This is a genomic window from Acidovorax sp. GW821-FHT10E04 (genome assembly GCF_059415185.1).
The window spans coordinates 58,315-80,034 of the sequence record NZ_JBWKMT010000008.1; the positions used below are offsets into that span (position 1 = coordinate 58,315).

Sequence of the window (21,720 nt, forward strand, 5' to 3'; positions counted from 1 at the left end):
GTGAAGGAGCGGGCGCACACCGCCTCCGCGGGGGAAGGGGTGCGCCTGGCGTGGCCTGAATTTACAGGCGGAAACAAAACGTCTCTGTAGGACAGGGGCGGCGCTTGGTTCCACCCGCCGCTGCGCCTCAGGGCGCGGTGCGGCGTTCGGGCATGAAAAAACTCAGGGGCGCCGAACGCATGCGCGCGCGGATCGCCGCGTAGATGCGCGACCGGTCCACGCCGCTCACGTTCTGCGCGCGCAGCGCGAGGCTGAAGGCCAGGTAGAAACTGACGGTGACATTCAGCGCGCCCAGCAAGGGAAGCGACGCCACGGCCCACCAGAAGGCGGGCAGGTGCAGCACTCCCAGGCCCAGCGCGGCGCTGGCCGCGCCCACCTGGCCCGTGGACAGTGTGACATGGCGCACATCCAGGGCCAGTCCGAAAAACCCTGCAAAGGCCGGGACGAGCCCCAGCATGAAGCCCAGCGAGATGTTGGCCGCGAAGCCCGAGAGGTTCTCGCGCAGGAAACGCGCCCAGCGGGCGGCCCGCTCCGTGCCCAGCATGCGGGTGATGCGCGGGTTGTAGTGCATGGCCGAGTCCAGGCGGTTGAGCACGAACCAGTTCTCGGTCCAGCCCGCGATGATGCTGGAGGCGAACAGCAGCACCCCGGTGAATGCCGCGAAGAGCAGCGACGGGCCCAGCAGGTGCAGGGACTCGAACACGTGCGCTGCCTCGCGCTCGCTGATGGCCGGGCTGCCGGTGGCCAGCGCGATCAGCATGGCCAGCCCGAGCACCGCCGGGAACACCACGAACACATTGCCCAGCACGGCGGCCACCTGGGAGCGCACCAGGTGCGTGATCTCGTCCACGAACGACTCGATGGCGTCGCTGGCGCCCAGCTCCTTGAGCTTTGCGGCCATGGCGGGCGCCGTCATCGCGGGCTGCTTGGTCGCCACGGTCAGGTGCAGCAGCTGGATCAGCACGAACGTGACGGCGTAGTTCACGCCCGCCCAGAAGCCGCCCCAGAAGGCCGACAGCGCCAGTGCATAGAGGCCGAACTTGGCCAGCGTGGTGAAGGCCATGACCGCGCCGCCCCCTGCCGCCTTGCGGACCATGGCCCGGTACTCGGCCGCGGTGCGCGTGATGTAGTGTTCGCCGGTTTCCGCGCTGCGCTCGACCACCTTGGCCGCCAGCAGCGAGGAGTTGGACGCCAGCAGGGCGCGCAGGCTGCGCCGTTCCTGGCCCACCATCACCAGGCGCGCCATGAGCCGGGCGGCGGTGACGGACGGCTTGGGCGACAGCAGGCAGTCCAGCAGCTCGCGCACGCGCAGGATGCGCTCGCGCAGTTGCCGCAGGCGGAAGACCAGGCCCACGGAGATGCCGTTGTCCTCGAAATGGGTGTAGACCGTGGCGGCCGCGGCGCGGCAGGCCTCCAGCCGCTCGCGCAGGCGCTGCGCGGCCTCGTTGAGCCGGTCTGGAGTGCGCAGCGCATGCAGCACCTCCACGCGCAGGCTTTCCACGTCGCGGATCAGGGCATGAAAGGGCTGGGCTTCGCGGGCGGATTCGCTCATGCGCAGGCGCAGCTCGGGTGCGAAGCCCGTGGAGAGAATCTGTCCGGCGCAGTAGGTGATGGCATCCAGCAGGGCCCGTTGCCAGCGCGAGGGGCCTGGGTTGCCTTCGGTGCTGGGGGGCGCCAGCAGCGCCACAAGGCGGGTGAGCTGTGTCTCTTCCAGGGCCGACAGCCATTGCGCGTCGAACTCCCCGGGCAGGGCCAGCATGAACAGCTCGGACGCGTCGATGGTTTCAGGGCTGCCCGGCAGCAGCTTGGTGCGCAGGCGTTCGGCCAGCTCGCTGACCAGCGCGGTGCGGGGCGCGAAGCCGAAATCCGCCAGCAGGGTGGTGATGTCCACCTGGTCGACCAGCGTGGCCCACCACGCTTGAAGCCGCAGCTGGATGTCGGGCCGTGCCTGCACCGCATCCAGGAAGAGCTGCACGCGGCCCACGGCGGAGGCCACGGAGTCGCGCTCGCCCCGCACCCAGTCCAGCAGGTGGATGAGCCACAGGTGGCGGTGCGCGAGGTCGGCTGCCGGATCCAGCGCCGACAGCAGGCTGGCCAGGTCCGGGGTGGTCTTGCCACGCTTCAATGCAGCACCCGACCGCTCAGCGGCTCACCCGACGGGCCGTGGTTGATCGCTTCCAGCACGAAGAGCGGCACGGGCGTGTTGAAAGGCTCCCCGTCCTCCGCCACGCAGTGGAACGTCCCGTGCATGGTGCCGCTGGCGGTGCGCAGCCGGCATCCGCTAGTGTACTGAAACGATTCACCGGGCTTGAGCAGCGGCTGGTGGCCCACCACGCCCAGGCCCTTGACCTCCTCGGTGTGGCCGCGGGAATCGCTGATGATCCAGTGGCGCGAAATCAGCTGTGCTGGCGCTTCCCCCGCATTGGTGATGGTGATCGTGTAGGCGAAGCTGAACACGCCGGTGTCCGGGGCGGACTGCTCGGGCAGGTATTCGGGGCGCACCTCCACGGCGAACTGGTACTTTGGCATGGGGCGAATGGTAAGCCAATGGTGCAAAAACCCCGCGTGCCCGGGGCCTGAGTGCGCGGCGGCGCCCGGGCGGAGGCACGTCGCGTGCACGCAGCGCAATAGGCGAGGCTTGCCCTGTGGAACCGCTGAACTGCGACAATTGCCCCCATGAGCCGTTCTTTCCGCATCGCCCCCTCCATCCTCTCCGCCGACTTCGCCCGCCTGGGTGAAGAGGTGCGCAATGTCATCGCCGCTGGCGCGGACTGGATTCACTTCGACGTGATGGACAACCATTACGTACCCAACCTGACCTTCGGCCCCATGGTCTGCCAGGCACTCAAGCCGCATGCCCGGACCGCCGCCGGCGTGCCCGTTCCGGTGGACGTGCACCTGATGATCGAGCCCGTGGATGCGTTGGCCGCCGCGTTCGCCGACGCCGGGGCCGACTACATCAGCTTCCATCCGGACGCTTCGGCCCATGTGCACCGCAGCATCCAGGCCATCCGCGCCAAGGGCGTGAAGCCCGGGCTGGTGTTCAACCCGGCCGCGCCGCTGGATGTGCTCGACTGGGTGATCGACGACATCGATCTGATCCTCATCATGAGCGTGAACCCAGGGTTTGGTGGCCAGAGCTTCATCGACTCGGCGCTGCGCAAGATCGAGGAGGTGCGCCGCCGCATCGATGCCACGGGCAAGGACATCCGCCTCGAGGTGGACGGCGGCATCAAGACGGACAACATCCGCCGTGTGGCGGATGCGGGCGCCGATACGTTCGTGGCGGGCAGCGCCATCTTCGGCAAGCCAGACTACCAGGGCGTTATCGACGCCATGCGCGTGCAGCTGGCCTGACGTCCACGGCGGCTGGCCAGGCCGCGCCGCTGCGGCCTGCTGCGGCACGATTACCAATACGGGGCTGCCACTGCCTATTGCGGCACGACGGTGGTCGTGGTGGATTCACGCAGCACCCCGCCACCGGGCACCGAGCCGCTGGCCGGGCTGTTCTGGATGCGGCGCACGCATTCCGTCTGCTCCGCCGCCGTCGGGAACGCCGCGCAGCGCTGCGTGGCGTTGTCCGTGGCGGCGGCGCCCGGGTTGCTCAGCTGCCCCTTGCGGGACGCGTCCAGCGCGTTGTTCGCCTCGCGCAGGCAGGTCGCGAGGCTGTCCTGGGTGTTGTTGGTCATGCACTTCTCGCGCTCCTGCTCGTAGCGCGCACGGGCATCCGGGGGCGGCGTCTGGGCGAGGGCGCCTGCGCAGGCTGCGAACAGGGTCGCAGTGAGGACGGGGGCAAAAAATGCGGTGCGGGTCATGTAAGGGCTCCTGGCAATCTCGGTAATCACAAACGGGCTGGCTTCAGCGTAGCCCCGAGCGCCTTGCGACCCTGTCAGACACCGCCTCCCCCCTCCGTGCGCCCTCGCGCCTTCCTTCTTTCATGGAGCATGCTGCCGCTTCGTTCGTGCGGAGCGTTCACGTGTCCGCGCGAATGCCTTGGCGCGCCCGGCGGATGGGCACGGCGCCAAACCAAAAAAGGCCGACTTCATGTCAGCCTTTTTGGCCTGGAGCACCGTGGCTCAACGTGCGTTCTCTTGGTACCAGAAGCGGCGCTTGCGAGGAATGCCCAAGGTGGCCGTGGATTTCCCTGCTTCAATCCCTGATTCCTTGGGGTTCGGTGCCCCGATCACGAATTCCTTCTGCTTGGTCACTTCCGACGTTGTGCCATCTGCGTTGGTCTGGGTGTAGGTGATGGTCACGAATCCCGCCACGGGGCTGGGGGGCAGGCCGCCGCCATTGAGCTTCTGGCTTGCCGGAGCTCGGCAAAAGAGCGGCGCAGCGTAGGTGCGTGCCTCTCCCAGGTTGGCCGAGCATGTATTGCCCGGCGGTGTCGGCTTGTTGGTGCCGAAGTAAGTCTGGCCACGGAAGGTCGTCGCCGCATTCACCACCTTTTCGCCCGCCGTCATGGGAAAGTAGCAGCCATTGGTCATGTTGTCGGTGGTGCTGCCGGACAAACCGAGAGAGCCCGGCAAGATCGGGGTGAAGGATGTCGCCGTACCCTTGGCGGTCCGGTCATCAAACACGGTGAAAAAGCGGTCGGTGCCGGCTGTTGTGCCCTTCAAAGGCTTTTCCCGGTCGCCAGATCCCACTTGCACAGCGGTAAATGTTTTTGTCGGTACCACGTCAGGCGCGTAGAAGAACTTTCGGGTGTCCGTTCCTGCCAGCGCCGCCAGCTTGTAGATGCCCCAATCCGAGACGGCCGAGGAGGAGGGGGTCTCCAGATCGATGCGGTAGATGTTGCCACCGGTGTCCACCGCGTAGGCGCGGTCGGTGTAGCCGTCATAGTCTGAGTCGACAAGGGTGACGTCCGCGGGGACGCTGCGCGCGGTGTCAAACCTCTTGAGAACCGATCCCGTGAATGCGTCGAGCACGTAGACCGCATTGCCCATCGTGGTGCTACCGGGTGTGGCCGCGTCTTCCGCAGCGGCATCGTAGCCCCCGCCCATCACCAGCACGGGGTCGGCATGCCCCTTGATCTTTGCCACTCTGGGTTCGGACCACGTCTGCCCCAGCACGCTCAAGCGAGAGTCCGTGTCGGTATTGGATTTTCTCCAGAGGAACTTCGGTTGTGTTGGGTCCGTGACGTCCAGCGCATAGATGAAGCGTCCGCCACGACGCATGCCCACATACAGGTACACCTTGGCATTGGAGCCGTCCGCGTTCACTTTTTGATAGACGCTGATCGGCCCATCAACGAAGTAGTCGCGGGGCTGGGGCTTGCTGGCGGAGGTCTCGTCAATCACGAGCGTCGTGGACAAGCGGATATCCGGCGTGTTGTCGTGCAGCCGTTGGAGCTTGCCGAAATGCTCTTGCGGGATGAATCCCCAGAGTTCCGCGCCTGCATCATTGCCGCTCTGGTTGCCGTTGATGGCTCGCAGCATGCCGTCGTTCGAGCCATAGAACACCACGACACCCGTATTCCCTCCATAGTTCACAACGGCTGGACGTGAATGCAGGATATCGCCGTGCACGCTCGGTCGGATCGTCGTTGCCGGCGTGGTGGTGGGGCCCACTTCCGCCGCGTTGTTGGTGCCACGCACCCAGTTGATGGTGCTGGTGTCCAGTGTGGAAGTGAGTGACGAGTTGGAAGTGCTGAACCGGGCGGAAGTGCTGGTTGCAAGGTTGGTTCCTGTGGCACATCCGATACAGGTATACAGGTTCCGTGTAGCCTGGTTGGTGGCATAGGCGCTCCGGATCAGTTGTGCGACGCCGCCTTTTTCGACAACCTCTCCATCCGGTGAGTCCGATGCGCTGGGAGGCGTGCCCATGGGATCCTTGGCCCAGAAAGTGCTGGGTGATGTCCAGAAGGAAATCGCTGTGGGCGAGATGAAGCCGGACGCACCGCTGACCGCCGCCTTTCCATCCGCCCCCGCCAGGAAGAGGGTGTCCGTGGGCACGTCGTATCCGAACTGGTACTGCTTGAGGTTGCCGCGCCAGCGGGGACGAGAGTCAGGGTCAGGTCGGAACATGCCCATGAACACCTGGTTCTGGTAGGTGCCTCGGGCATTCACGCTGACGGGCAGGCTGGCGGACGAAAACACGCTGTCACTCGCCTGGAGCTGGTTGAATATGGATACCAGCTTCTCAGCGATATCAGTACCCGCGGAGCTGACGGCGAAGTATTCCCCACCGCTGTTGACCGCCATGCTTCCAAGCAAGGCGCTCCATCCCGGGCCCTGGCCGGTCGTGACACGGTCCACATCCATGGTGTAGGTTGTGATGTTGCTGGGCGACTTCTTCATGAAGCGCGCCCACTCATCGGCAAAATTGCTTTGTGAACCGTTCGGCGACAGGTCCGTGATATCGGCTGGACGGGCAAGGCCGGCTGCTGCGTAGGCTGCAGACAGGCGGGTGGATGCATCGGTGTTGTCGCTGTTGTTGTCTTGCGCTGCGCCGTTGCTGATGTAGATGATGTAGTTGCGCGCGCAGGCGTCAACGAGCGGGCTGCGATAGGGGGATCCCGCGAAAGACGGCAGGGCATTGTTGGGCTGTGCGTAGATGGCATTGGAAAATGCCGTGCCTGAAGCATTGCCTGCGTAGTCCGCCTTGACCTTGTTGTTCCCAGAGTTGGGCGCAGCACCCGTGAAGTAGTAGTAGGCCTCGGCCATCGTCTTGCCGGCCTTCCCGCCATTGGATTTGTCCCCCAGCTTGTCCAGGCTGCCGAGCATGTTGGTGAACGTGGTCTTGTAGGCAGCGTCCAATGGCCTGATGGCCGCGCGCAGATAGCCGCCATCGACGTTGTTGTTGGGGTTGCCGGTTTCCGTGAACAGCATCAGGCCTACGCGAAACTTGCCAGCCGGCAAGGCATTGATGGTGCTCACCATGGCGGCAATTTCGTTGGTAAACGCATTGTTCCAGTTGGCCGTGTTGTCCAGCAGGATGAGTACGTTGGGGGGATCCGAGGTGGATGTGCCGCTGTAGATATCGATGTCGCTGGTGTACTGAGCGAGGCAGGGCAGGGTGGCTGCCAGCCCCATCGCCAGGACGGTCCACCGGCGCAGTTGACGGGTTGTGAAGCCTTGCATGGTGAAACTCCTGTGGCTACTTGCAGAAACTGGATACTTCGTTGCCGAAGACCACGACGGCGACGCCCTGGTTGACGGCGACCTTGGTTTGGGTCTGTGGATCGCTGACTTGCGCCCTGACATTCCACTCGCTGTTGGCGCAGCTTTCAGGGTCTGCGCCGGCGATCGGTGTTTCCAGGTCCACGAACGTTCCCCCCTGCTTGGGAGCGGCACGGCAGGGCGCGTAGACATCGATGGTGGTTGGCGTCTTCGGCGCCGGGGGAAGGTCGCCGGCAAGGATGGGTTTGGCGCGCGTGCACTGGGGTCTTGGCGAAAGCACCGCGGAGTAGTCCGTTGTCCCGTTGCCATCCATGTCGACCAGAACCGGCGAGGCAGCCACCCCGTCGGGGTTGGTATGGAAGGTGGACGCGCTGATGGTTTTCTCCACCGCCAGCTGTGCCGCGGAAAGCCCTTCCTGGCGCGCCTGCGTATTGCCGATGATGCGCAAATTTCCGGACGAACTGTTGAACGCGCTGATGGCAAACAGGCTCATCAGCACCAGGAAGATCAGGGCGACCACCAAGGTGGCGCCACGCTGGGTGGTATGGGTGTTCATGGTGATGACGCTGGCGTGGCGGGGGGAGAAACCTCGCGCAGACCTGCCACGTTGGTAAGGCGCACCGTGGTGGTGTACACGCGGCGCTTGAAGCCGCTGCCGTCTCCGGAGATGCTGGAGGGGCCCATGACATAGGTCTTGCCGCTGTCGCTGTAGCCCGGAGACTTTTCCGTGGTCCTGGAGAGCAGATGAAGACGCACGGCAACGACGTTGGCCCAGTCGTTGTCGCGGGCGCCCACGACCCCGCTCAGCCCGGGGCGAAACACATCAGGGCCGCCTTTGCTGGCATCGGTTGCGGGGTCCGCATCGGCGGGATCGGTGGTGTCGAAACCATACTCGAGGACGAGATTCTCGATCCCCTCGGCCAGCGGCACGGTCACCATCTGGGTCCCACGCAGCTCCGCCATCTTGAGTGTGGGCGTCGTGTCGCTACCGCACTCGTTGCAGTCGGCGATGTAGTAGATGCGGGAAACGTATTGCCGGACCGGGTTGATGCCATTGCACTGCAAGTTCCTGAGGGTGAAATCCCCCGAGGTTGCGGACACGAGGAAGGGGTCGGCCACAGGATCGGTGACACATCGGGATGTCTGCACGTAGGGCGCATTGGCAACCTTGGCTGCGGGCGCCACGAGATCGGCCCCCAGCCGATGGATTGCAAACGCGATGGTTCCAGCCTTGTGGTTTGTGATGCATGTCGCCGGCAAGGCTTGAGCCTGTGCCGCTGTCAGGCCCATGAGGGGCAGCGGTACCTTGGGGTCTGATGGAACGGTTTTGTCCCAGCCCAGGTCGGGCAGCGCAGTCGCGCAGACGTCGGGGGTGGTATAGCCCAGGAAGTCCGCCGGCACCTCGCCGTAGAAGCCCGCAAGGGCGAGATCGTCGTGCAGCAGCTCCTCCGCATAGCGGCCGTTTTCAATCTGCCGGATGCTTTTTTCGAGTTCGTTCCCCGACTGGCTGCTGTTGGCGAACAGCAGAGCCAGCCCCGCGACCAGCACCAAGCCGATGGCAAGGCCCACCATCAGCTCCACGAGCGAAAATCCGCGCTGGCGCTGGCGCTGGCGCTGGCGTGCAGACGGCGTGTGCGAGGCTGCGAATGTAGGTTTCATGGGCGGTTCAGGGTGCGGGATCCGTGAGCTGGGCCACCTGCATCACGACGGAAACGACGCGGCGGGCGTCCTCGCTGCTGTACGCGTTCTGGCCACAGGCGTTTGCGGGAGACCCGCTGGGCTGCAGGCCTTGCCATGCCACGGAGATCAAGTACTGGTTGGTTGCCGGATTGGTGATGCAGCCGCGTGCGTTCAGCATGGCGCCCACCTTGGTGCCGCCCTGCACCTCCCCTGCCCCTTGGATGGTCGTGGCCCATTCACACATATCCCGCTGCGCGGTCGTGAGGGCCGCATTGGTGCAATCGCCTGGCGCCGCCGTGCCGATGCTGCTGCCTACATAGGCCACCGCATCACCACGGTTCAATTTCATGCGCTCGGCCATGTCATTGACCAGGATGAGTGCCTGTGATCGCTGATATCCCTCGAGATTGGCCACGGTGGTGCGGGCCTGCAGGCCAACAAAACCCAGTACGCCAAATGCAACGATCAGCATGGCAATCAGCGCCTCGATCAACGCGACACCTTGCTGGGGAGAGGAAGAGGACTTCATGGCGGGCAAGCGGTGGTGGCGCTCTTGGGGCGACCCGAGGGATCGAGTGAAATGCAGCGGCTGCGATTGGCATCGCTGTTCATCAGGGCGAAACGGGCCACGGTGGTGGAACTGGAGACGCGACCGTTGCGATCGAATGTGACAAGCGCTGGTCCGGTGAAAGTCACGCCGTTGCCGACGGGGTTTTTGCGGCTCACGACCTCTGTGCCCACCATCACGCTCCAGCCGGACTCCCAGTGGGAGGCATCGCCTGAAGTGGGGCGAAGCGTGACCGGGGTGGCAAGCTGGCCGCGCTTGAGGGCTTCGTTGCGGGCCAGTGTCAGGTCCGCCATGAGGTCGAAGGCCGCGGCACGCATGCGCTGCATTTCCAGCAAGTTGCGAAAGGAAGGGGCCGCCAAGGACACCACCACCGCCAGCAGGGCTACGGTGACCATCAGCTCAATGAGCGTGAACCCGGCGGCCGGGCGGTGTCTGAGGGTATGCATGGCGCGTCTTCCCCTACCAGCAGCCCGTCTGGGCGTTTCCGTTTTTCACGGCGGTCTTTGTTCCCGTGTGGTCCACGCCCAGGGTGCCGCACTTGTCGTTCAATTGGCTGCCCTGGGGTGTCGCTGTGGCGGTGAAGGAAGGAGGGGTGCTGGCCGGTGCACTGACAGTGATGGTGTAGTTGGCGGTGACCTGAGGAGGAACCGCGACGTTTAGGGCGGCCGCCGTCGCCGCGTAACTGCGCGTGTCCAGGAGCATTTGTTGCTGCCGGGTGCCGATGTTCATGAGTACCGATTGCGCTTCTGCACGGCGTGATTTGCGCACGTGCTCCTGGTAAGAGGGATAGGCGACGGCAGCCAGGATGCTGATCACAGCCACTGTGATCATCAGCTCTATCAGGGTAAACCCCTTGTTCCGATCCATGTCGGTTCTCCTCTGCCAAGCTGCGGTGTTGCGATGAAATGTGAAATTATCACATTTATTCTATTGCAAAATGTTGCACGGAGGTGGGCTGGAGGCGGTGTCGTGGTCGATGGAGCGACAGCAGACAACCGCGTTGGAAGGTGAGTCCGTGGCGCCTTGGGCAGCATGGCAAATGCCGCGAAATTCGCGGAAAATCGCGGGTTATTCCGAACATTCATGCAAGATCGAATTTCCTGGACCCAAGCCGCCCTGGCACGCATCCTGCGGCCAGCGGTGCGTCTGGCCCTGGCGATGGGTCTGAAGCATCCGCAGCTCGAAGAGGTGCTGCGCGACCTCTTGGTCGACGAGGCCAGGAATCTATGGCTCGCGAAGGATGGGGCGAAACCCAATCTCAGCCAGTTGGCCACCACGACTGGGCTCAATCGCAAGGACGTGACAGCCCGGGTGCGCGACACGCGCTCCGTGTTGCCTGCCACCGAGGGTTCTGCGGCGGCGAAGGCCTACACGGCCTGGCTCCAGGTGGTCTCGGAAGACGAATCGCAGCGCACATTGCCCTTGGCGGATTCTGGGAAGGGCCATTCCTTCGAACTGCTGTCCCGGTTCGCTACCCGTGGCAATGTCCACCACCGCACCGTGCTGGAAGAGTTGCTGAGGCTGAACCTGGTCGCTCTGTCGGACGGTGAGGTCCACTTGCTGGGGGACAGCTTTTTGCCCACCGCCAGCGTGCGCGACATGCTCGCCTTCCTGGGAGACAACGTGCGAGACCATCTGCAGGCCGCGGTATCCAACACGCTGGGCCAGCAGCCCCGCATGCTGGAGCGCGCGGTCTATGCCTCCGGCTTGACACTGGAGGACTGCGAGCGCATACATCAGGTCGCACGCCAGCACTGGGAGGCGACCCACCATCTGCTCGTGCGGGAGATGACGGACGCCGTGGAACAGAGCGACGGGCAGGGGGCGGGGCGCATGCGTGTCGGGATCTACGCCTACTACGAGGACGAACGGGATCGGCCCCACGGCATCGAGGCGCCCGTGGTGCCTCTCCAAGGGGCCGGCCAGCCGAGAGCATCTGATCCGTTGAAAGAATAACAGTGAGATATCCCATGAATGTGTTGATTCGGTCAGTCTTGCTGACTCTGTGGCTCGCCTTGGCAGCTTGTGGCGGTGGGTCGCAGGAGGGCACTGCGCCCGCAGGAGTGGGAGGCGGTGGAGTCTCGGGCCCAGGCACTGATGCCGGCACAGGTTCGGGTTCGGGTTCGGGTTCGGGCACTGATGCCGGCACGGGCACAGGCACAGGCACAGGCACAGGCACAGGCACAGGCACAGGCACAGGCGATGGGGTGGGAGATGGTGTTGCTGCCGCCCCAGGGGACGCGGGCGGCGTGGGCTCCGGAGGCACGGGGGTGACGGCTTCCGCCGTGGGCATCGGCGTTGCGGACGGTTTTGGCAGCGTGATTGTCAATGGCGTGCGATTTGCCACCGACACTGCGCAGATCACGACAGAGGATTCGGACGCGTTGCGCCTGGGGATGACCGCGTTGATCAGCGGCTCCATTCTGCCAGACCTGGCGACGGGGGTCGCGACCAGCGTGCTTTCGGTCCCCGAGTTCCGGGGGCCGGTCACGGCACTGAACGTGGCCGCGGGCGAATTCGAAATCTGGGGGAACCGGATTGCGGTGGATACAACCACGGTGTACGACGGCCTGGCGGGACTGTCCTCGGTGGCGGTGGGCACCACCTTGCAGATCTATGCGCTGCCAGTGGGGGATGGCCGGTGGCGTGCGAGCCGGGTCGAACGCAAGGACCCGGGCATGCCGTTGATCATGGCGGGTGCCATTGAACAGCTTGATGGTGCTTCCAGGACCTTCCGGCTGGGCGGCCATCTGGTGAGCTACGCGGCCGCGTCTTTCAAGGGCACGTTGCTCGGCACTTCATTGGCCAATGGCATGGTGGTGTACGTGCGGGCCATGGCGCCGCCCGTTGATGGCGTGCTGAACGCTCAACAGATCCGGCGAGGCCACACCTTGCCCACGGCGGGGAGCTTCGCGGCCAACCTGCTGGGCATCGTGTCGAACTTCAGTCATCTGAATGCCGAGTTCTCGCTGTACGGAACGCGGGTGAATGCCGCGTCCGCGCTCATCACGGGCGGGCCCGCCACGGCCATTGGAAATGGCGTCAAGCTCGAAGTCGCCGGAACGATGTCCGGCGGTGTGCTGGTGGCCCAGCGGGCGCGCATTCGCCATGTGCCGGGGACGGGCGGGCCTGCCACCTTTGAGCTGATCGGTGCCATTGGGCAGTATCGGTCCATCCACGACTTCCGTGTGAACGGACAGCCCGTGAATGCCTCCGGTGAGGGCGTGGTGTTCGCCAACGGGACGGCGAAGGGTTTGCGCAATGGCGTTCGCGTGACGGTGCGAGGCCGCCAGGTGGTTTCCGGGGTACTTCAGGCCACCGAAGTTCAATTCGAGTGATGCCCTGGGAGCACCCGGACCGGGTGCTGCGCAGGCATCTCGCAACGCGCTGTGGCGCAGCCGCGGGAACCTGATGCGCGGTGGCCGGTGCAACCCCGCTGCCCCCCGTTGCGCGTGGGGCGAAGGCGTCAGCCCAGGCGCTGAAAGGTCAGGACGAAGGCCACGCCATCGGTCGTATTGCGCGCGTTGACGGTGCCGCCCATCTTGGCCATGTAGGTCTTGGCCACGAACAGGCCCTGGCCCCGGTGCCCGGTCTCGCCCTCGGGCATGGGCAGGCTGGGGTCGGAGACGCCCAGCTCGAAAATGCGCCCCAGCAGATCCTCGTCGATGGTGGCGCCCTGGTTGTGCAGCGTGGCGCTGGCGGTGGATTCGGAGGCCACCAGCGTCAGCGTGATCGCCGTGCCCGCCGGGCGGTAGCGGTCGGCGTTGCGCAGGATGTGGGTCACCACGTCCTCCAGCGCAAACTCGTCCGCACGCACGATGACAGGCCCCGCGCCGCCTTCATAGACCACCTGGTCGATGCCGGCAAAGTGCGCGTTGCCGGCCACATGGCGCAGGAAGGCGTCCAGGTCCAGCCGCCCCTGCGGCACGACCGCCGCCTGCAAGGCCTCCGCCGGGGATGCAGTGCCATAGAGCACGTGCACCGCCTGCTGCATGCGCTGGATGTAGCGGTGGCCCGGGTCGCTTGCGCCGCCGTGCAGCACCATGAGCGATTGCAAGGGGGACATGATCTCGTGCCCCACGGCATGCCACATGTCGCGCTCCTGCTGGGCGCGCAACTGTTCGCGCTGGATATCGTCCTTCACACGCTGGAGCAGGTCGGCCAGGCCGCCAGCCAGAATGCCCAGTTCGTCCGATCCGCGCAGGTCCGACACGTCCAGGTCGCCCAGGCGCGGGCCGATGTGCCCGTCCTGCACGTTGTACGAAACCGCTGCCGCGCGGCGGGTGAGGGCGGTCACGCGGCGGATGAGGCCCACCTCCACCACCAGCCAGGCCAGCGCGATGGCCGCGAGCATGGCGCCCAGGTACCACGACATGCGGGTGGCCACGGCGGCAAGGCCCTGCTCCACGCCGCGCAGGTTGCCGGTAAAGGTGACGGCATAGTTGCCCGCCGGGGTGTCCAGAATGTCGAGGCCGGCCGGTACCGGCTGCGCCTGATGATCGCCAGCGGCCTGCCACTCCAGCGGCAGCCAGCTGATGAGGCGCAGCAGCCAGGGCGCCGACGGATCTGCCTGCACCTCGGAGCCCTTGAGCGTGATCGCTTCGCTGTCGCTCGTGCCCAGCTTGCGGATCTGTACCTGTTCGCCAGGCAGCAGGGTGCGCGCCACGTCCGCCAGCGATGCGGCGGCCTGGGCTCCGGGGGCGTTGCTGTCGAACAGGGGCGCAGCCGCACCGGGCGCCAGCATTTCCACGCGCACGCGCATGCTGCCCAGATCCTGTGGCGGCCAGACCAGGCGCTGCTTGTCAAACAGCGCTTCGCGGAACAGCTCCACGGGAAGGCGGATGGAGTAGAAGGTGCGGCGCAGGCAATCGGGCGCGGCGCCCGCGAGGTCCCGGCACTGGCCGTTCTGCCAGAGCCAGCCGCGAAAATCCCGCACCGGCCGGGCGCGGGCGTCCAGGGATTCCTCGCCACCGTCCACGAAACCCGTCAGGCGGCCCCGGGTGCTGATCGTGCCCTGGGGGGGCAGTGCTTCAAAGGGCGCGACCCAGCGGGATGTGGCGCCGCGCATGTCCAGCGTGACGCGGGCGCGGTGCACCGCCTGCAGGTCCAGGGCACCACGTTCGCGCGGCACCAGCGCGCCCGCGTAGAAGCTGCCCACCAGATAGATGAAGCCCCCGGCATACGGGTTGTTGCCGATGGCCGCGCAGACCGACGCGCCGTCGGGGTACTGCACCGCGCAGCCCGCCATTTCCACGGCCTGCTGGGCCTTGTTCTGGTCGTCGAAGTCCAGCGCCGCATAGGGCAGCAGCAAGGGTGCGAGCGGTGCCGGGGCCGAACCCCGGCTGCCCGCGTTGAGCAGGGCCAGTTGCCCCGAGGGGTGGCGCAGGCGGGCCATGACCTCGGACTGGCTGCGCGCGAAGCCGTGCCGGTAGCTTTGCCAGCCACGCTCCTTTTCTTCCTTGAGCAGCACCACGCTCAGCGCGACGGTGGCCAGCGCCAGCAGCACAAACACACCGCGCACCAGAATCCGCAGCCGGAAGGCGGGCAGGCCCAGGCGGGGCATTTCCAGCTTGGGGATGTCGAGCGTGGGGCGCAGCAGGCGTTTCATTTCAGGTCCCCCTGCGTGAAAGCACTGCACACGGCGTCTGAACCCGGCGCGGCCCAGGCCAGGGCCGCCGTGCAAGGGCCGCCCCGCCGCACTGGCGGCGTCCCCCTTCCTGAATGGCGCAGCCGTTCGAGAGAAGGGGGAAGCGGCGAAGCCGCTCAGGGGGATGCCTCACTTGCCTACCCAGCGAAAGCCCCGCATGGGCACGTTTTCAATGCCTTCGAAGGCGGGGTCCACCTCGCGCAGGGCTTCGCGGATGGTGCTCACATGCTTGCGCACGTTGTCCCGGTTGCGCCCGCTCTTGACCACCTCGAACAGCTCGTCGTACGACACGACCTCGCCGCTGCGCTGGTGCAGCGTGGCCAGGATGCGCTGGGCCGTCAGCGGCAGGTTGATGCGCTCGCCGCGCCAGGTGGGGGTGCGCTGCCACAGCGGGTCCAGCACCAGCGCATCCGGCGCCGGCGCGGACAAGGACGTGGCGGCGTTCGCCGGGGCCTGCGTGGTGCGCAGGATGTCGAGGAAGGTCTCGATGAAGTCGGCCTCCTCGAACGTGGTCTTTTGCAGGTAGTCCCACGCGTCCAGCGCCTTCATGATGCTGCGGTAGATGGCGGCGGGCATGGCCGACACCACCAGTACCGGCGTGCCCTGGCGGCGCTTGTTGATGGCGTTGATGAGCGCCACGCCCGCATGGCGCTCGCGGCCCAGTTCGATGTCGAGCACCACGGCGTCGTAGTGCTCGCGCGCCAGGGCGGCTTCGGCGTCGTCGCGCGTGAACCACTGGTCGATCACGATGCCGTTTTTCGCACTGGCAATCCAGCCCGCCAGCTGGTTGCTGGTGGGCAGGTCGTCTTCGATCACGGCGATGCGGGTCATGGTGGGCGCGGAGTGGGTGGGGGTGCGTGGATTATCCGGGGCGCCTGGCTTGCCCGGTGTGAAGGTTTCTTCCGGGCCCGGAGGGTTTGCGCGGCGGGCGTGAGGGCTTTGGGGGCTGCGCTGCATTGTTGCTTCCGGGGTGAATCCGAAGAATCAGTCCCCAATGAGCAGACCGGTTGGGCCGCTCAGAAGCAGACAACAAATTCACCACCCAAGAGAGAGAAACACCATGAGAACCGCCTGGAACCGCATCGTGCAAGCCCTGCGTGGCCGCAACGCCGCCGCCCACCCGCTGGACGCCCGTGCCGAAGGGCCGCAAGCTGCGGCACCTGTGGAAGCCGACGCCCCCACGCCAGCACCCGCGGCCGAAGGGCGCATCCACTGGGCCTACCTGCTGCCCACGGCCAGCACGGCGCGCTGGATGGCAGCCGCAGCCGTGGTGGTGGCCGCCGGTGCCCTGGTGGTGCGCCACCCACCGGTGCAGCAACTGGGTCAGGGCGAGCTGGCGGTCCGCATGAACCAGTTCACCGGTTCGGTGAGCCAGTGGCGCGACGGCAGCATGTGGGTGGTGCCGGGCCTGCACAGTGTGCGCATCTTCTCCTTGCGGGACCAGAGCTATCGCCCTGAAGCGATGCGCCAGGCCAACGGCAGCGCACCCCTGCAATCGGTGGAAGGCCTGTCGTTCGGGCTCGACCTGAGCGTGCGCTACGCGCTCGATCCGGCCTCCGACGCCGTCCGGGCCGGCCGCCTGCCCGATGACGTGGACGCCGACATCGTGGCGCCTGCCGTGCAGGGCTTGGTCTACAGGGTGTTTGCCCGCTACACGGTGCGCGAGATTTTCTCGTCCAAGCGCGCCGAAATCGCGCAGACCATTGAAACCGAACTGCGCACCCGCCTGGCCGCCGAAGGCGTGCTGCTGCGCCATGTGCAGATCGGCAAGGTGGACCTGCCCGCCGAATACCGCCGTGGCATGGACAGCCTGCTGGCCGAGGAGCTGGCGTCCGAGAAGATGCGCTACACGCTGGAGCTCAAGGACAAGCGCGTGAAGGAGACCGAGCTCGACGCCAGCGCCGACAAGGTGCGCCGCGAGGTGGCTGCCGAAGCCGCCGCCCGCGAGCAGGTGATCGCCGCCCGCGCCCAGGAAGAGGCCATGAAGCACGTGCTGCCCTTCAAGCAGCGCCAGATCGAGCAGCGCCAGCTGGAGGCCGAGGCCGAGAAGGTCTCGCGCATCAAGGCCGCGGAGGGCAGCGCCCAGGCGCGCCGCATCGAAGCCAATGGCGAGGCCGATGCGCGCCAGAAGCTGGCCGAGGCCGAGGCCTACCGCATGGACCGCATCGGCAAGGTCAACGCCGAGCAGATGGCGCGCGAAGGCGCCCTGGTCACGCGCCACCCGTTGCTGATCCAGAAGACGCTGGCCGACAAGCTGTCGGACAAGATCCAGGTCATCATCGCGCCCCCGCCGACCAATGGCGATTTCATCGGTGCGGCGCTGCTGGGCGGCAACCGCAATGCCCAGGCCGTGGCCGCGCAGGCTGCCGCCGGTGCCGACGACACCGCCACGACCCCCGCCACGGAGCAATGAACATGGACCGCACCACCCTCACGCTCGTCGCGGCCATCGCCTCTGCCGCCGCCATGGTCGCCACCGCCGCCGTGCCCCCCGCGCCCACCAGCACATTCGGCAGCGCCATCGTCGTGCAGGACCAGGCCAGCCTGCGCGCCGCCCCGCGCGACTCGGCCCAGCAGCAGTCCGCCCTGTGGCAGGGCGAGGTGCTTGAAGTGCGCGGCGAGCGCCTCGACTACCTGCAGGTCTGGGACCACAAGCGCGAACGCGGCGGCTTCATCCGCGCCAGCGACGTGCGCCGCGTGGCGCTCGATGAGGCCCAGGGCCCGGCCCTGCTGTCGGTGCTGCGCTTCGTGCGCGACAGCCCGGGCGCCGAGGCGCTGGGCATCGGCATCACGGCCGCCTACCTGCAGGCCGCGCCCGCCAGTGCGCTGGCCGGTGAGCAGGGCGCCCAGGCCTTCGACGCACTGGGCACGCTGGCCGACCGGCTGGCGCGCCGCGCCTCGGCCGCCGTGCCGGGCAAGGCCTCGGGCGCCACGCTGTCGGCCCACCTGGACGTGGCCAACGGCTACGGCGTGCGCTTCACGACCTACGAGGTCGAAGGCCGCATGCAGGTCTGCTACGACGGCGAGGCCTTTCGCCGCGTGCTGGCCATGCCCGTGGCCGATGCCGAGCAGCGCGCCCGCGCCGCCCTGGCCCTCACCCGCCCCGAGTGCGTGAACCCCGACCTGCCGCCGCACGAACGGGCCCGTGTGCAGGCGTGGCAGTCCGAGGTGCTCGAACGCGTGGACGTGGCCGGCCTGCCCTCCTATGTGCGCAACCGCATCCAGATGCGCCGCGCCAGTGTGTGGAGTGCCCTGGCTTTCCAGCAGGCGCGCAAGGATGCCATCGGCCCGGCCGTGGCCGCTGCTGCGGCCCGCGCCCTGGCCGAGTTCTCCGGTGTGAGCAGGAACGACCTGCCCGACGAGGACCAGCCGGCCTACAACGATGCCGCCATGCGCGTGGGCGCCGTGCGCTGGGCCCTGGTGCCCGCCAGCCTGCCGGTGGCCCAGGGCAGCCGCCCGGGCATCGTGACCGAGCCCGGTGCGCCCGGCGAGACCTGCGTGCTGCTGGTCGATGCCCACAGGGGCGTGAAGACCCCGCTGCTGCGCCGCTGCACCTACGGCGTGGTCTGGGCTGCCTCGGCCAGCGTGAACCGCGAGGGCACGGCCGTGGCCCTGGCCGTGCAGCCGCTGGAAGGCTGGCGCGAGCTGTGGGTGATGCGCAAGACCGCCGAGGGCTGGCTGGTCGACGTGCTGCCCCCCGCCGCCACGGCGCCCGAAACCGGCGTGGCCGAGTGGGCTGGCTGGGTGCCCGGCGGCCAGCAGATGCTGGTGGCGCGCGAGGCCCGGGGCCAGGGCCGCTACCGCAAGAGCTTCGAGATCGTGCGCCTGGAAGGCCTGGCCACCGAGCGCGTGACGGGTGACGTGGCCGCGCTGCCCCTGTTCCAGCGCTGGCAGGACCCGGCCTGGAAGCGCCAGACACTGAGCTTGAGATGAGCGCCCCTGAGTCGCTTCGCGCCTTCCCCCTCTCTCAGATTGCTTCGCAATCTGAGCGGGGACGCTCCCAGCGCGGCGGGGCGGCCCTTGCGCGGGAGCACTGGTTTTGGCCGCGCCAGTTTCACGGGGCAATGGCCATGCATGGCGGTCGCGATGTGAGACGAAGATGGGCCCTTTAAAATCCAGGCAGGCCGGGCAAGGTGCCCGGCCTTTCCTCGTCTGCACTGCAAGGTTTTTTCGCATGTCCACATCCTCGCCCCTGTCCGCCCTGTTGTCCCGCGTGGACGCCGCCATCGTGGACCTGGACGGCACCATGGTGGACACGCTCGGGGACTTTGCCGAGGCGCTCAACCGCATGCTGCGCGAACTGGCGCTGCCACCCATCGAGGCACCCTCCATCGAGCGCATGGTGGGCAAAGGCTCGGAGCACCTGCTGCGTTCGGTGCTGGCCCATGTGCTGGCATCCGAGGGCCAGCCGGCCGATGCAGCGCAGGTCGAATCGCTGTACCCCGCGGCCTGGGCCAGCTACCAGAAGCACTACCTGGCCATCAACGGCCAGTATGCGCAGGTGTACCCCGGCGTGGTGGCCGGCCTGCAGGCGCTGCAGGCCGCGGGCCTGCGCCTGGCCTGCCTGACCAACAAGCCCCTGGATTTCGCCGTGCCCTTGCTGAAGGCCAAGGGGCTCGACGGCTACTTTTCGCAGGTGTTCGGTGGCGACAGCTTCGCGCGCAAGAAGCCCGATCCGCTGCCCCTCGTCAAGACCTGCGAGGCCCTGGGCACCGCGCCCGCGCGCACGCTGATGGTCGGCGATTCCAGCAACGATGCGCAGGCCGCGCGCGCCGCCGGCTGCCCCGTGGTGCTGGTGACCTACGGCTACAACCACGGCCAGCCCGCGCGGGCGGTGGATGCCGATGGTTTCGCGGATGCGCTGAGCGCGTTCGCGGGCTGATCAGGCCGCGATACGGCGCTGCGCAGCCGTTGGCAGCACCCGTGCGCTGCCGGCTGTACGGGCCGGTGGTGCCGTGGTGACGAGTGCCGCATGCGCTGGCGCGCCAGCGTCGCTGCCCAGCCGGAACACGGCCACGGCATCGACCAGCTGGCCTGCCTGGGTCTTGAGGCTGTCGGCCGCTGCGGCGCTTTGCTCCACCAGCGCCGCGTTCTGCTGCGTGGCCTGGTCCATCTGCGTGATCGCATCACCCACCTGGGATACGCCCTGGCTCTGCTCGCTGCTGGCCGCGCTGATTTCGCCCATGATGTCCGTCACGCGGCGGATGGCCCCGACCACCTCGGTCATCGTGGCGCCCGCCTTGTCCACCAGCGCGGTGCCCTGTTCCACGCGCTCCACGCTGGTGCCGATCAGGGCCTTGATTTCCTTGGCGGCCTGCGCCGAGCGCCCGGCCAGGCTGCGCACCTCGCCGGCCACCACCGCGAAGCCCCGGCCCTGCTCGCCCGCGCGGGCGGCTTCCACCGCAGCATTCAGCGCCAGGATGTTGGTCTGGAACGCGATGCCGTCGATCACGCTGATGATGTCGGCGATCTTGCGGCTGCTGTCGTTGATGCCCTTCATGGTGTCCACCACCTCGGCCACCACGTCGCCGCCCTGCTGGGCGACGGTGGAGGCGCTCATCGCCAGCTGGTTGGCCTGGCGCGCGTTGTCCGCGTTCTGGCGCACCGTGGAGCCCAGCTCTTCCATCGAGGCGGCCGTCTGCTGCAGCGCCGAGGCCTGCTGCTCGGTGCGGGCCGACAGGTCGTTGTTGCCCGAGGCGATTTCGGCACTGGCGGTGGCCACGCCTTCGGCGCTGTGGCGCACATTGCCCACGATGGTGGCCAGGCGCGATTGCATGGTGGACAGCGCCTGGAGCAGCTGGCCTGTCTCGTCGCCGCCATGGGCTTCGATGGCGTGCGTGAGGTCGCCGCTGGCAATGCTCTCCGCCGCCTGCTTGCCCCGCTGCACGGGCCGGACGATCGAGCGCGTGACCGTCCAGGCCAGCAGGGCCCCCAGCGCCACCGCCACCAGGGTGCCCACGCCCAGAAGTGCCTGGCTGGCCTTGGCAAGGGTACCGGTGTCGGCCTGGCTTTCAGCCAGTTGCGTGGCCATGGCCGTGCGCAGGTCGTCCAGTGACTTCAGGTATTTGTCGGCCAGCGGGCGAAGGTCCTTGTCCACGAGGGCGGGCACGTTCGGCTCGCCGCCCCGGTGCAGTTCGCGGATCTCGGCCTGCTTGTCGTTGTAGGCCGCGCGCGCCGTGGCAATGGCGGCCAGCAGTGCGCGGCCAGGCTCGCCCTGCACCAGCGCCTCGATGCGCTGGACCTTGGCATCCATGCCCTTGGCCGTGGCCTGGGTGTCCGCGGCGAGCTTGTCCATGTAGTCGCGGTCGATGGCCTTGAGGAATGCCTCCGTGCGGACCCAGTTCAGGCGGATGTCGGAGGCCCAGTCTTCCACCAGCATCTGTTGCTCGATCTCCTGCGTGGCGACACGCTCGCTGGCGTTCTGCAGGCTGGCGATGCGCCATATGCCGGTGGCTGCGATGAGGGCGGTGATGAGCAGGATGGCCCCAAAGGAAGCGCCCAGGCGCAGGCCGACGGAAAGGTTGCTGAATTTCATGGTGATGGCGGGCGCAAAAAAGGTGTCTGGGGGCGGGGCTGGGGCTCTGGGGTGGCAAGGGCCGTGGCGCATGCGGGTGGCGCAGGGCGCCCGGGCCGGGCTGTGCGTGGCATCACATGGCGCGGGTGGCGCCGCAGGGGCATGCGGTGCAGGTTGCGTCGAAGGCCCT

18 protein-coding genes are annotated in these 21,720 nt (G+C 67.1%); 6 read left to right on the forward strand and 12 right to left on the reverse strand.

The window, feature by feature from the left end; translation table 11 throughout:
* Nucleotides 1-127: 127 nt before the first annotated feature.
* Nucleotides 128-2,125, reverse strand: a complete 1,998-nt coding sequence (gene tlpB / locus AC07OC_RS22900) for a transporter-like protein TlpB (RefSeq protein ID WP_218341213.1) — start codon at nt 2,123-2,125, stop codon at nt 128-130.
* A complete protein-coding gene (gene apaG, locus AC07OC_RS22905) occupies nt 2,122-2,529 on the reverse strand; it encodes a Co2+/Mg2+ efflux facilitator ApaG/CorD (protein WP_218296781.1) in 408 nt (135 codons plus the stop codon). Before apaG ends, tlpB begins: the two co-directional genes overlap by 4 nt.
* A 147-nt stretch (nt 2,530-2,676) precedes the next feature.
* On the opposite strand from apaG, the gene rpe reads away from it, so the two are divergent.
* A complete protein-coding gene (rpe, locus tag AC07OC_RS22910; RefSeq protein ID WP_218341214.1) occupies nt 2,677-3,357 on the forward strand; it encodes a ribulose-phosphate 3-epimerase in 681 nt (226 codons plus the stop codon).
* A 74-nt stretch (nt 3,358-3,431) separates the two neighbouring features.
* On the opposite strand, the gene AC07OC_RS22915 is transcribed toward rpe, so the two are convergent.
* From AC07OC_RS22915 to AC07OC_RS22945, 7 genes are all read right to left on the reverse strand, one after another.
* The gene (locus AC07OC_RS22915) at nt 3,432-3,815 is read right to left on the reverse strand and encodes a hypothetical protein (RefSeq protein WP_218341215.1); all 384 of its coding nucleotides are present in this window, start codon (nt 3,813-3,815) and stop codon (nt 3,432-3,434) included.
* A gap of 261 nt (nt 3,816-4,076) precedes the next feature.
* Nucleotides 4,077-7,082 carry a pilus assembly protein gene (locus AC07OC_RS22920; protein ID WP_369643594.1) on the reverse strand — a complete coding sequence of 1,002 codons (3,006 nt, stop codon included), beginning with the start codon at nt 7,080-7,082 and terminating at the stop codon, nt 4,077-4,079.
* A gap of 16 nt (nt 7,083-7,098) precedes the next feature.
* The gene (locus AC07OC_RS22925) at nt 7,099-7,677 is read right to left on the reverse strand and encodes a pilus assembly PilX family protein (RefSeq protein WP_218341217.1); all 579 of its coding nucleotides are present in this window, start codon (nt 7,675-7,677) and stop codon (nt 7,099-7,101) included.
* Nucleotides 7,674-8,780: a PilW family protein gene (locus AC07OC_RS22930; RefSeq protein WP_494602326.1), complete on the reverse strand. Its 1,107-nt coding sequence runs from the start codon at nt 8,778-8,780 to the stop codon at nt 7,674-7,676. Before AC07OC_RS22930 ends, AC07OC_RS22925 begins: the two co-directional genes overlap by 4 nt.
* Before the next feature lie 7 nt (nt 8,781-8,787).
* Nucleotides 8,788-9,330 (reverse strand): type IV pilus modification protein PilV, encoded by a 543-nt coding sequence (gene pilV, locus AC07OC_RS22935; RefSeq protein WP_494602426.1) that lies wholly within the window; start codon nt 9,328-9,330, stop codon nt 8,788-8,790.
* Nucleotides 9,327-9,815 (reverse strand): GspH/FimT family pseudopilin, encoded by a 489-nt coding sequence (locus AC07OC_RS22940; protein WP_218341220.1) that lies wholly within the window; start codon nt 9,813-9,815, stop codon nt 9,327-9,329. Before AC07OC_RS22940 ends, pilV begins: the two co-directional genes overlap by 4 nt.
* Nucleotides 9,816-9,828: 13 nt before the next feature.
* A complete protein-coding gene (locus AC07OC_RS22945) occupies nt 9,829-10,236 on the reverse strand; it encodes a type IV pilin protein (RefSeq protein ID WP_218341221.1) in 408 nt (135 codons plus the stop codon).
* Between the two features lie 216 nt (nt 10,237-10,452).
* Here AC07OC_RS22945 and AC07OC_RS22950 point away from each other — a divergent pair, with 216 nt between their 5' ends.
* Entirely contained in the window at nt 10,453-11,325 is an 873-nt protein-coding gene (locus AC07OC_RS22950; RefSeq protein ID WP_255591589.1) for a DUF6502 family protein, read from the forward strand.
* 314 nt (nt 11,326-11,639) lie between these two features.
* Nucleotides 11,640-12,707: a DUF5666 domain-containing protein gene (locus AC07OC_RS22955; RefSeq protein WP_218296784.1), complete on the forward strand. Its 1,068-nt coding sequence runs from the start codon at nt 11,640-11,642 to the stop codon at nt 12,705-12,707.
* Between the two features lie 128 nt (nt 12,708-12,835).
* On the opposite strand, the gene AC07OC_RS22960 is transcribed toward AC07OC_RS22955, so the two are convergent.
* Both AC07OC_RS22960 and AC07OC_RS22965 read right to left on the reverse strand, forming a co-directional pair.
* Entirely contained in the window at nt 12,836-14,977 is a 2,142-nt protein-coding gene (locus AC07OC_RS22960) for a sensor histidine kinase (RefSeq protein ID WP_494602330.1), read from the reverse strand.
* Between the two features lie 168 nt (nt 14,978-15,145).
* On the reverse strand, nt 15,146-15,847 hold the full coding sequence (locus AC07OC_RS22965) for a response regulator transcription factor (protein ID WP_218296786.1): 702 nt from the start codon (nt 15,845-15,847) through the stop codon (nt 15,146-15,148).
* A gap of 229 nt (nt 15,848-16,076) precedes the next feature.
* Here AC07OC_RS22965 and AC07OC_RS22970 point away from each other — a divergent pair, with 229 nt between their 5' ends.
* From AC07OC_RS22970 to gph, 3 genes are all read left to right on the forward strand, one after another.
* Nucleotides 16,077-17,429, forward strand: a complete 1,353-nt coding sequence (locus tag AC07OC_RS22970) for an SPFH domain-containing protein (RefSeq protein ID WP_218296787.1) — start codon at nt 16,077-16,079, stop codon at nt 17,427-17,429.
* Nucleotides 17,430-17,482: 53 nt separating this feature from the next.
* Nucleotides 17,483-18,949, forward strand: a complete 1,467-nt coding sequence (locus tag AC07OC_RS22975; protein WP_218296991.1) for a hypothetical protein — start codon at nt 17,483-17,485, stop codon at nt 18,947-18,949.
* Nucleotides 18,950-19,190: 241 nt separating this feature from the next.
* Entirely contained in the window at nt 19,191-19,898 is a 708-nt protein-coding gene (gene gph, locus AC07OC_RS22980) for a phosphoglycolate phosphatase (RefSeq protein WP_218296788.1), read from the forward strand.
* On the opposite strand, the gene AC07OC_RS22985 is transcribed toward gph, so the two are convergent.
* Nucleotides 19,899-21,551, reverse strand: coding sequence for a methyl-accepting chemotaxis protein (locus AC07OC_RS22985; protein WP_218341222.1), 1,653 nt, complete (start codon nt 21,549-21,551; stop codon nt 19,899-19,901).
* Nucleotides 21,552-21,720: the final 169 nt, after the last annotated feature.